This window comes from Deltaproteobacteria bacterium (genome assembly GCA_019310525.1).
In the GTDB taxonomy this organism is placed as follows: domain Bacteria; phylum Desulfobacterota; class DSM-4660; order Desulfatiglandales; family HGW-15; genus JAFDEE01.
Map to the genome: position 1 here is coordinate 1 of JAFDEE010000098.1, position 10,737 is coordinate 10,737.

The window sequence follows — 10,737 nt, forward strand, 5'->3', positions numbered from 1 at the left end:
AACCGAGCAAGCCCTGTTTTTTCGGATCTCTTGTGCATCTATTCCTGGAAACCGAGGAAAAAGATGAGGCCCGGTTCCGGCCATGGTAGTCACTCCGATTAAGGTCCATTCAATTGGGCCAACGCTTTTCCTGTCATAAGGAATATGCAAAAATCACTCAAAAATAGTTGCAATAATCATTCCATTTGCCTTATTTCAACCCGGATGGATCTAACGTTGAGCCTGAAAGTTTGGCCTGTCGAGCTGTCTGCATCTTCAGGGTTCATCAAAGCCGGTACAATTATGGGTCATTTCACCCATTCATTCTGTGTCAGCTGCCTCATGTTGAACCCCGCGGAAAGGTATGACCGACATTAATTTGACACCAGGATAACTTTTCTCGCACCCGGCAAGGCGGTGATGGGGTGGGCAACCAGATAAAAAGCATGTAAGTATTTTTACTCGATCGGAAGGCGCTTTTGATGTAGACTGTACCCTATGCATCCAAAGAGTATACCGCTAAAAAAAGCATTATTTAGTGTCCATCCATAAATGAGAAAATTTGTGCAAGGTCAAGCCTCCGGCCCTCTTTCGGAAATATCCGGGATCGGGCCGCGATTTCAGGAAAACTGAAAAACGGAGATGACGCCATGGAAAAAGAAAAGGCCTTTGTTCATCCTTACATCCCCAATTCCGCGCCGGATCTCAAGGCGGAGATGCTCAAGGAAATCGGGGTCAAGGACGTGGAGGAAATCTACAGTGAAATACCCGATCCCTTGAGGTTCAAGGGGCGGCTGAATTTGCCCGATCCCTTCACCTCGGAGTATGACCTGAAGAGACACGTCAAGGGTATTCTTTCAAGGAACAAGACCTGCGAAGAATTCTTGAATTTCCTGGGCGGAGGATGCTGGCAGCACTATGTGCCTGCGGTCTGCGATGAAATCATCAACCGCTCGGAGTTCCTAACCGCTTACGGCGGTACGGCCTATTCCACCTTCGGCAGGATGCAGGCCCAGTTCGAATTTCAAAGCCTGATGGGTGAACTGGTCGGAATGGATGTGGTGAGCAAGCCCAGTTACAGTTGGGGTGCGGTCGCCGGAAATGCCATCCGAATGGCCGCCCGAATAACCGGAAGGGACGAGGTGCTCATCCCCAGGACAGTGGGGCCCGAGAGGCTGGGCACCATCCGGACCTTTTGCCGATCCCTCACGGACCAGTCCGGCATCTGGATCAAACTCGTGGATTACGATCGGGAGACGGGACTCCTGGACCTTGTGGACCTGGAGAAGAAAATCTCTTCCCGAACAGCGGCGGTATATTTCGAAAATCCCACCTTCCTTGGTTCGATCGAGCCACAAGGAGCCGAGATCTCCGAAATCGCCCACCGAAACGGCGCTGAGAGTATCGTGGGGGTCGATCCCATCTCCCTGGGTATCCTGGCGCCCCCTTCCGATTACGGGGCTGATATCGTGGTGGGCACCGCCCAGCCCTTGGGAATTCACATGAATTACGGAGGGGGCGAGTTCGGGTTCATTGCCAGCCGGGACGAGGAAAAATACGTGGCAGAGTATCCATCATGGCTTATCAGTGTCGTGGAAACGGTGAAAGAAGGGGAATACGGCTTTGGGTTTCCAAGGTTCGAGAGGACTTCCTACATCGGACGGGACAAGGCAAAGGACTTCCTGGGCACCGTCGCAGGTCTTTGGACCATCGCTGCTGCAGTCTACATGTCCCTGATGGGCCCCAGGGGTTTTGAGGAGATCGGTGAAACGATCATCCAGCGCTCCCATTACGCCATGGAGGTCTTGGGGGGCCTTGAGGGTGTGAAAGTCCTGTTTCCTTCCAATGTGTTCAAGGAATTCGTATTGAATTTCAACGAAACTGGAAAAAGCGTGAAGGATATCAACAAGGCCTTACTGGATTACAAGATCTTCGGTGGCATCGACCTTTCCGGATCCTTTCCAGAACTGGGCCAAAGCGCCCTCTATTGTGTGACGGAGGTCCACAGCAAGCGGGATATCGATACCTTGGCCGCGTCTTTGAAGGAGGTGATCTCAAAATGAAAACCACACCGAAGATAAGGGCTTTTCACTCGCCGGTCTGGAGCGAACCGATCATCATGGAAATGGGACGGAAAGGGGAACGGGGGATACTCCCTCCTCGAACGGAAGAGGAGATAAGGTCAGTGGTGGGGGAGGCCCGATCCTATATTCCTGAAAAGATGAGAAGAAAGGAGGCCCCCAACCTCCCTGAGATCGCCCAGCCCCAGGTGTTGAGGCATTTCCTGCATCTTTCCCAGATGTGCCTGGGGATGGAAACGAACATCGACGCCGAAGGGACGGCCACCATGAAGTACAGTCCCAAGGTGAACGAGGCCCTTGCGCGGATGCCGGAGATGACCGAGATCCATCCCTTTCAGGCCGAAGAGACGGTCCAGGGGATCCTGGAGATCATCTACAAGCTGGACCTTTTTCTGAGGGAGATCTCGGGCTTGGACCGCTTCACCTTCCAACCCCCGGGGGGATCCATGGCGACTTACACAAACGCCTGCATCCTTCGCGCCTATCACAGCGAGAGGGGGGAAGGTGCCCAGCGAGATGAGGTCATCACGACCCTTTTCTCCCATCCCTGTAACGCAGCGACTTCGGCTACGGCCGGCTTCAAGGTAATCACCCTGATGCCAGGGGATGACGGGTACCCGGACTTCGAGGCCCTGAAGGCCGCCCTCTCGGAGCGGACGGCCGGCCTGATGATCACGAACCCGGAGGATACCGGGATCTACAACCCCAGGATCAAGGAATTCACGGATGCGGTCCACGAAGTGGGGGGACTCTGCTTCTATGACCAGGCCAACGCCAACGGCATCCTCGGGATCACGAGGGCAAGGGAGGCGGGATTCGATGCCTGCCACTTCAACCTTCACAAAACCTTCTCCTCCCCCCACGGCAGTTTCGGTCCGGGGTGCGCCGCCTATGGCGTCCGGGAGCACCTCGCCAAGTACCTTCCAAAACCCCTGGTGACTTACGACGGCAAGATGTATCGGCTGGATCACGATCGCCCTGACAGCATCGGGAAGGTCCGGGAGTTCCACGGTTTTGTCCCGGCCGTCCTGAGGGCCTATGCCTGGATCATGAGCCTGGGCGCCGAAGGGCTGGTGGAGGTGGCCCGCACTTCCGTGCTCAACAACAACTACCTGACCAAAAGGATCGAGGACATCAAGGGGACGGTCCGTTACTATGCGCCGGGCAGGTACCGGCTGGAGCAGACCCGCTGGAGCTGGGAAAAGCTCACACAGGATACCGGAGTGGGCACCTTGGATATTCAAAGAAGGATGGTGGATTACGGCCTCCAGTCCTTTTTCATGAGTCACCACCCCTGGGTCGTACCAGAACCCTTCACGCCGGAATTTTGCGAATCATATTCCATCGACGACATGGAGTACTGGTCTGCGGTCCTGAAACGGATCTCGGAGGAGGCCTATTCCGACCCTGAACTGGTGAAATCCGCCCCACACCGGGCTCCCATCCACATGGTCAAGTATGAGGACCTGGACAACCCGGACAAGTGGGCCATGACCTGGCGCGCCTATCTCAAGAAGGGCGGAAAATCCATTTGCGAGTAGGCTCACCCAATGACTCCCGGGAGGTGTCACCATCCCTCCCGAGGAGTTCTCGTGGTTTCGAGCGGATACCGACTGCATGAAAAAGCTGGGCCTCATCGTGAATCCCATAGCAGGCATGGGCGGCAAGGTCGGACTCAAGGGAAGCGACGGCCCCGAGATCCTCCGCAAGGCCGTGGAATTGGGCGCGAAACCGGAAGCGCCGCTCCGGGCGATCCTTGCCCTTGAACGCCTGCTGCCCGCCCGGGATCGATTCGAACTCCTGACCTACCCCTTTGACATGGGCGAAGAAGAGGCACGGGCCTGCGGATTCGAGCCCGAGGTCTTCGGGACCATCCAAAAAGGCGAGACAACGGCCGAAGATACACGGAGGGCCGCCCTGGAGATGGAACGACTGAAAGTGGATCTCCTTCTCTTCGCGGGCGGCGACGGAACGGCCCGGGACATTTACAGCGCCGTCAGGGACCGCATTCCTGCCCTGGGAATTCCCACGGGTGTAAAGATGCACAGCGCTGTTTACGCCACCAGCCCTCGAACCGCTGGCGAGCTTGCCAGGCTCTTCATTGAAGAGAGGACTTCCGAGATCCGGCTTGTCGATGGCGAGGTTATGGACATCGACGAAGCATCCTTCCGGGAAAACCGGGTTTCCGCCAGACTTTACGGGTACCTCAAGGTTCCATTCAAACGCACGATGATCCAAAGTCCAAAGGCCGGGGGATGTGCAGGCGGGCGAGAGGCCCTGGATGCCCTTGCCACCGAAGTCATCCGGGAGATGGAGGAGGACTGCCTCTATATAATCGGGACCGGGACAACCACCCGGGCCGTGATGGAGAAACTCGGCCTCCCGGGCACCTTACTGGGAATCGACGCCGTATACAACCGCCGCCTTATAGGCTCCGACCTGAACGAGTCCCGGATCCTCCGGCTCATGGAAGAAAGGCGGACCAAGATCGTTGTGGGCATCATCGGGCGGCAGGGTTATATCTTCGGCAGAGGCAACCAGCAGATCAGCGCCAGGATCATCCAAAAAGTCGGACGGGAAAATATCATCGTGATCGCCACCATGGAAAAGCTCTTGACCCTGGAAGGCAGGCCCCTCCTGGTGGATACGGGTGATGAGGAACTCGACCGAAAATTAAGCGGGTACATCCGGGTCATTACCGGGATCGGAGAGAGAGCCATGCTGAAGGTCAAGGCCTGATATCATAAGGCTCTTTCTCCAGCCCTTTCCGGCGATGACACCACGTCCCCTCAGACCGTTTCTATCAGCAACATAAATGGTAAATTTCCGCCAATTATTTTCCAATTTTTGAGATTATCCTTAAATTCTAAATTTATTATTGACAAAACCAAAAGGTTCTCGCATCATTATGTCGTTGACTGGCGGGTTTTTTTATTAGTGTCCATCTTTAAACGGTTATATCATGAATGGGCACTCAATCAGACAAGGAGGAAGCGGGTATGAAAGAGATCAGTGAACTTCAATTGCCGGAGGACGTGCGGTATGCAGAGGATCATGAATGGGCCCGGGCTGAGGGGGAATCCGTGCGGATCGGCATCGATGATTATGCCCAGGACCAACTCGGAGATATCGTCTTCGTAGAGCTTCCCCAGCCAGGAGATTCCTTTTCCAAGGGAGATGAATTCGGGACCGTGGAGTCAGTGAAGGCGGTATCCGAGCTCTTCATGCCCATTGGGGGAGAAGTCCTTTCCGTGAATTCCGCCCTTGAGGACGCCCCCGAGCTGGTGAACAAGGACCCTTACGGGGAAGGCTGGATGATTGAAATCAAGCCGGCCGACCCTTCCGAGATGGATGCCCTTTTGACCAGGGAAACCTACCTGGAGAAATTGAAAGGAATGCAATAGATGCGATACCTGCCCCACACTCCCGAAGACATCGCCTCCATGCTGAAAGTCATCGGGAGGGAAGACCTGGAGGGACTTTTCTCAACCATACCGGATGATTGCCGCACCCGGGGGGAGCTTGATCTGCCAGAGGCCCTTACCGAGTGGGAATTGAACGAGAAACTCTCCACCCTCTCCGATTCCATGGCCGTATCCCCGGAATATTCCTCTTTTTTGGGTGCCGGGAGTTACGAACACTACATCCCGGAGTCCGTGTCTTATCTTTTGGGACGATCGGAGTTCGTGACCTCCTACACGCCTTACCAGCCCGAAATCAGCCAGGGGACCTTACAGGCCATCTATGAATTCCAGACCCTGGCGGCACGTCTCCTGGGCATGGAGGTGGCCACGGCCTCCCACTACGACGGGTCCACCGCCCTGGCCGAGGCCCTGCTCATGGGAATCCGGGTGACCAAGAAAGAGAAGGTGGCGGTTTCCTCCCTCATTCACCCCCACTACCGCCGGGTGGCCAGGACCTATCTCCATCCCACGGGGTTCGAAATCATCGAGTTGCCCATGCTGGACAGCGGCCTGACCGACCTCTCGCCCCTTGAAGAAATAGAGGGCCTTGCGGCCGTGGCGATCCAGTCTCCCAACTTCTTCGGGTGCATCGAGGATCTCGGGGCGGCCGCCGACTTGGCCCACCAAAAAAAGGCCCTGATGATCGCATCCTTCACCGAGCCCCTGGCCTACGGCCTGTTCCGGAATCCTGGAAGCCAGGGGGCGGATATCGCCTGCGGCGAGGGACAAAGCCTCGGGATCCCGCCTTCCTTCGGGGGACCGGCCTTAGGGATCTTCGCGGGCAAGATGCGCCATGTGAGGAACATGCCCGGAAGGCTGGTGGGTAAAACCACGGACCTGGACGGACGCCGGGGATTCGTGCTGACCCTGGCCACCCGGGAGCAGCACATTCGTCGTGAAAAGGCCACCTCGAATATCTGCACCAACAACAACCTTTGCGCCCTTGCAGCGGCCATGTACATGGCCTCCCTCGGCGGGACAGGTTTCAGAGGACTCGCGAGGCTGAACTTCGACAAGGCCGAATATCTCAAGGCGGCATTCAGGAGAGCAGGTTTCAGGATACCTTTTGAAAGTCCCACTTTCAACGAGTTCGTCGTGGAATTCCCGGGTGATTCCGAGGCAACTTACCGGAAGCTCCTTGAAAAGAAGTTTGTGGCGGGTCTGCCCCTCGCGCCCTTCTATCCAACCCTAAAAAATCATTACCTGCTCTGTGTAACCGAAACCCGGAGCCGGGAGCAGATGGATGCCCTGGTAAGGGAGGTGACGTCATGAAAGAAACGCTCGGGACCACCGGCCTGGTACTGAACGAACCCCTGCTATGGGAAAAAGGGAAAAAGGGAAGGACGGGTTTTTCTCTACCACGTCGTGACGTGGATCCCGCCCCGGTGGATGAGGCCCTTCTGGGTGAGGGCCCGGACTTTCCCGATCTGAGCGAGGTGGACGTGGTGCGCCATTACACCCGCCTTTCCACTTGGAACTTCGGAGTGGACACCGGGATGTATCCCTTGGGATCCTGTACCATGAAGTACAACCCCAAAACCAACGAGCGCCAGGCGCGTCTTCCTGGCCTGGCCGGGGCCCACCCCTTGCTGCCGCCTGAACTCTCCCAGGGTGTACTTCAACTGATGTTCGAGATGGAGCAATTCCTGGCTGAGATCACCGGCATGGATGCCGTCACCCTCCAGCCCGCGGCAGGGGCACACGGGGAACTCACAGGCATGCTGGTAATGCATGCTTACCACGAAAGCAAAGGCCACAGACCCACCAAGATCATCGTGCCAGACACCGCCCACGGCACAAATCCGTCCAGCGCGGCCCTTTGCGGGTACCGCCCGGTACCCGTGGCATCCAATGATCAAGGAGTCCTCTCTCCTGAAAGCGTCTCCGAGATCATGGACGAGCATACCGCGGGAATCATGGTCACCAACCCCAACACCCTCGGGCTGTTCGAGGAAAACATCCGGGCCATTGCGGAGATCGTTCATGCAAAGGGGGGGCTTGTATATTGTGACGGGGCCAACCTGAACGCGGTCATGGGCATCGTCAAGATGGGCGAGATCGGGATCGACGTGATGCACCTGAATCTCCACAAGACCTTCTCAACGCCCCATGGAGGCGGGGGGCCCGGATCAGGGCCCGTTGCCGTGAAAGCTCCCCTGGAGCCCTTTCTCCCCGTCCCCAGGGTGATCCGGGAGGGGGACGAGTTCAGACTCTCTTACGATTTTCCCCGGTCCATCGGCAAGGTCCAGGCCTTCTTCGGGAACGTGGGCGTCATCATCAAGGCTTACAGTTACATCCTGAGCATGGGCCCGGAGAACCTGAAAAAGGCCTCCCAACTCGCCGTGCTCAATGCAAACTACATCATGGAAAGGCTTAAGGGGATCTTTCACCTGCCCTATGACCGGCCATGCATGCATGAGTGCGTGTTTTCCGACAAAAACCAGAAAGGTCACAAGGTCACGACCCTGGATATCGCCAAGCGTCTCATGGACTACGGGTTCCATCCCCCGACGGTCTATTTCCCCCTGGTGGTGGACGGCGCGATCATGATCGAACCCACGGAAACCGAGTGCAAGGAGGACCTGGACCGATTCATCGAGGCCATGACCTCCATAGCCCGAGAAGCCGAGGAAAACAGGGAACTGCTCACCAATGCCCCTGCCCGCCCCAGGATGAGAAGGCTGGATGAAACCGCAGCGGCCCGCAAACCTTGCCTGGTAGGATAAGGGAAAGATCACGTGCCTGAAAAGGTACTTTATCGGCAGCAGTCCCATGGTCTTTTTTTGGGGCTCCTTGATTACAAGTCGGCTTGGAGGCTCCAGACCCACCTCGTTTCGGCCAAGATCTCCGGAAAACTGAAACGCCCTGTCTTCCTGTTTATGGAACATCCGCCCGTCTTCACCCTGGGACGGCGGGGGGGGCGTGAAAACCTGAAGGTGCCGGAAGCCTTTCTGGGCACAAAGGGTATCGATGTCGTCCACATCGAGCGGGGAGGTGACATCACCTATCACGGGCCCGGCCAACTCATAATCTATCCTATCGTGGATCTCAGGAAGGCCCGTCTGGGGGTCAAGGAGTTCGTGTTCGGCCTGGAAGAAGTCATGATACGTGTAGCAGCCGATTCAGGCGTCCGGGCGGAACGAAACGACATCAACCGGGGCGTCTGGGTGGGATCTAAAAAATTAGGGAGCATCGGGATCGCCATCCGACACGGGGTCTCTTTCCATGGTCTCGCCCTGAACGTGAATACAGATCTCGAGCCCTTTTCCTGGGTGAATCCCTGCGGCCTTTCAGGGGTCCGGATGATTTCCCTTGAGGAAGCAACGGGCGGTAAAGGTTTATCCATGGAACAGGCCTTGCGATCGGCCAGGATCCATATTGAAGCGGTATTTCAAACCAAAATTCAAGAAACCTCCTTTGAGACACTGAACCAAATGATTGAATCCGCGCCGGAACTGAAGGAGCTATAAAAGCAATGGAAAAAGCACCCCATAGGAGATCGGCCCTAAGAAAACCCCCGTGGCTCAAGCGGAAGATCCCCTCCGGAGCCGTGTATCAAAAGGTCCGCAACACTCTCAAGGGCGGATGCCTCCACACTGTCTGCGAGGAGGCCCTGTGCCCGAATCTCGGGGAGTGTTTCATGAGTGGAACGGCCACCTTCATGATCCTCGGCGATCGTTGTACCCGCAACTGCCGCTTCTGCGCAGTCCGGCAGGGCCCCCTTGGCCCCCCCGACCCCGGCGAGGCCGAGCGGGTGGCCCGGGCGGTGGAGGACCTGGGCCTCGAGTACGTCGTGATCACTTCCGTGACCCGGGACGATGTCCCCGACGGAGGGGCTGGCGTCTTCGCCGACACCATCCGGGCCATCAGGAACCGCAAGCCGGGTGTCAAGATCGAAGTTCTGATCCCCGATTTTCAGGGTGACTGGGAGGCCCTCCGCTCCGTAGTGGAAGCCGGACCCGACGTGCTGAACCATAACCTGGAGACCGTCCCCAGGCTCTATCCGTCGGTCCGGCCCCAGGCGGTTTACCAGCGTTCACTTGATCTTCTTCGGGTATCCAGGGAACTGGATGGGAATCTTCCGACCAAATCCGGTTTGATGCTGGGACTGGGGGAATCGGCCCATGAACTGAAGGAAACCCTGAGGGATCTCCTGGATTCAGGCTGCCGCATGCTCACCCTCGGTCAATACCTGCGCCCTTCCAAAGAACACCTTCCGATCGATCGGTATGTGCCCCCGGAGGAGTTCGAAGAGTGGCGTCTCACCGCCCTTGACATGGGATTCGAAGAAGTCGCCGCCGGTCCCCTCGTCCGAAGCTCCTACCACGCAAAAGACTTATACTACGCATCACTCCATTTCCCTTCCAGACCTTCGAATAATTCATCGAGTAAAACAATCGGTTGATCTTATTTCGATTTTTCGCTACTTTAAAGCTGTTGACAAATGATTCTTCATCCTTCTGCCAATTTGCGGCGGACCCTGAAAATTTTTCAGATATGTTCTTTGCCGGCATGTAAGCGCCCGTTCGGCTCAAAATCGAGAAAGCTAACTACTAAAGGTAGTGGCACAAAACAATGAGCGTTCAGATCATCCAAGAATCATACGACTCTGGTCACAGAAGTGTTCGAATGGGAAAGGGGCCTGAGTATTTCCTTGAAAATGGAGTTGATCAAATGCTTCTTTCCCATGGCTATAACGTTTGTGTGGGCGGATCAAATAAAAAAGCAGGCCCCAGATGAGCCTGCTTTCAAGAATGAATAAACTTGTCATGGGTTGCCGGCCTTTATTTTTTCATCCTGAACTTCCTCCTGAACCCTGCAAGAGCGATTAGCCCGGACCCGAGAAGGATCGTGGTGGCTGGTTCGGGAACAGGTGCGACCCTAACATTATCCAGGCCCTCCTTGTCATCCCCACGGAAGTACTCACCTCGAATGCAAAGTCTCTGAACGTTCGACATTATATCTTCGAAGGTTTTTCCGCTATTGGTTACCACAGTAAAATTGCTTGCCAGTAACTGGACTCGGTAACTCGTCCAGTTATCTAATGGCGCAATTCCTGAGGCCCACCATGCTCTATTATATATATCCATTACTATTACATGTCAACGGTCTTTTAAAATTGAGCCATTTTCGGTCGTGAAAAGTGAGCCACTTTTCCCCGTATTTTGATCTCCTTCCAACGCTTCATGAGCGGTCTTTCCCATTAATCGATA

General features: G+C 55.9%; 9 protein-coding genes. 8 read left to right on the forward strand and 1 reads right to left on the reverse strand.

Translation table 11 applies throughout. The features are described from left to right. Nucleotides 1-629: 629 nt before the first annotated feature. The 8 genes from gcvPA (JRF57_14360) (at nt 630) to lipA (ending at nt 9,929) form a co-directional block, all read left to right on the forward strand. A complete protein-coding gene (gene gcvPA, locus JRF57_14360) occupies nt 630-2,042 on the forward strand; it encodes an aminomethyl-transferring glycine dehydrogenase subunit GcvPA (protein ID MBW2304882.1) in 1,413 nt (470 codons plus the stop codon). After that, nucleotides 2,039-3,601, forward strand: a complete 1,563-nt coding sequence (gcvPB, locus tag JRF57_14365; GenBank protein ID MBW2304883.1) for an aminomethyl-transferring glycine dehydrogenase subunit GcvPB — start codon at nt 2,039-2,041, stop codon at nt 3,599-3,601. The genes gcvPA (JRF57_14360) and gcvPB (JRF57_14365) overlap by 4 nt, the downstream gene beginning before the upstream one ends. Before the next feature lie 76 nt (nt 3,602-3,677). After that, on the forward strand, nt 3,678-4,799 hold the full coding sequence (locus tag JRF57_14370) for an ATP-NAD kinase family protein (GenBank protein MBW2304884.1): 1,122 nt from the start codon (nt 3,678-3,680) through the stop codon (nt 4,797-4,799). Nucleotides 4,800-5,059: 260 nt separating this feature from the next. Further along, nucleotides 5,060-5,464: a glycine cleavage system protein GcvH gene (gene gcvH, locus JRF57_14375; GenBank protein ID MBW2304885.1), complete on the forward strand. Its 405-nt coding sequence runs from the start codon at nt 5,060-5,062 to the stop codon at nt 5,462-5,464. After that, nucleotides 5,465-6,796: an aminomethyl-transferring glycine dehydrogenase subunit GcvPA gene (gcvPA, locus tag JRF57_14380; GenBank protein ID MBW2304886.1), complete on the forward strand. Its 1,332-nt coding sequence runs from the start codon at nt 5,465-5,467 to the stop codon at nt 6,794-6,796. Continuing rightward, nucleotides 6,793-8,250, forward strand: coding sequence for an aminomethyl-transferring glycine dehydrogenase subunit GcvPB (gene gcvPB, locus JRF57_14385; protein MBW2304887.1), 1,458 nt, complete (start codon nt 6,793-6,795; stop codon nt 8,248-8,250). Before gcvPA (JRF57_14380) ends, gcvPB (JRF57_14385) begins: the two co-directional genes overlap by 4 nt. Before the next feature lie 57 nt (nt 8,251-8,307). After that, nucleotides 8,308-8,994 (forward strand): lipoyl(octanoyl) transferase LipB, encoded by a 687-nt coding sequence (gene lipB / locus JRF57_14390; GenBank protein ID MBW2304888.1) that lies wholly within the window; start codon nt 8,308-8,310, stop codon nt 8,992-8,994. Nucleotides 8,995-8,999: 5 nt separating this feature from the next. Then, nucleotides 9,000-9,929, forward strand: a complete 930-nt coding sequence (gene lipA / locus JRF57_14395; protein MBW2304889.1) for a lipoyl synthase — start codon at nt 9,000-9,002, stop codon at nt 9,927-9,929. A 379-nt stretch (nt 9,930-10,308) separates the two neighbouring features. On the opposite strand, the gene JRF57_14400 is transcribed toward lipA, so the two are convergent. After that, nucleotides 10,309-10,614, reverse strand: coding sequence for a PEP-CTERM sorting domain-containing protein (locus JRF57_14400; GenBank protein ID MBW2304890.1), 306 nt, complete (start codon nt 10,612-10,614; stop codon nt 10,309-10,311). Nucleotides 10,615-10,737: the final 123 nt, after the last annotated feature.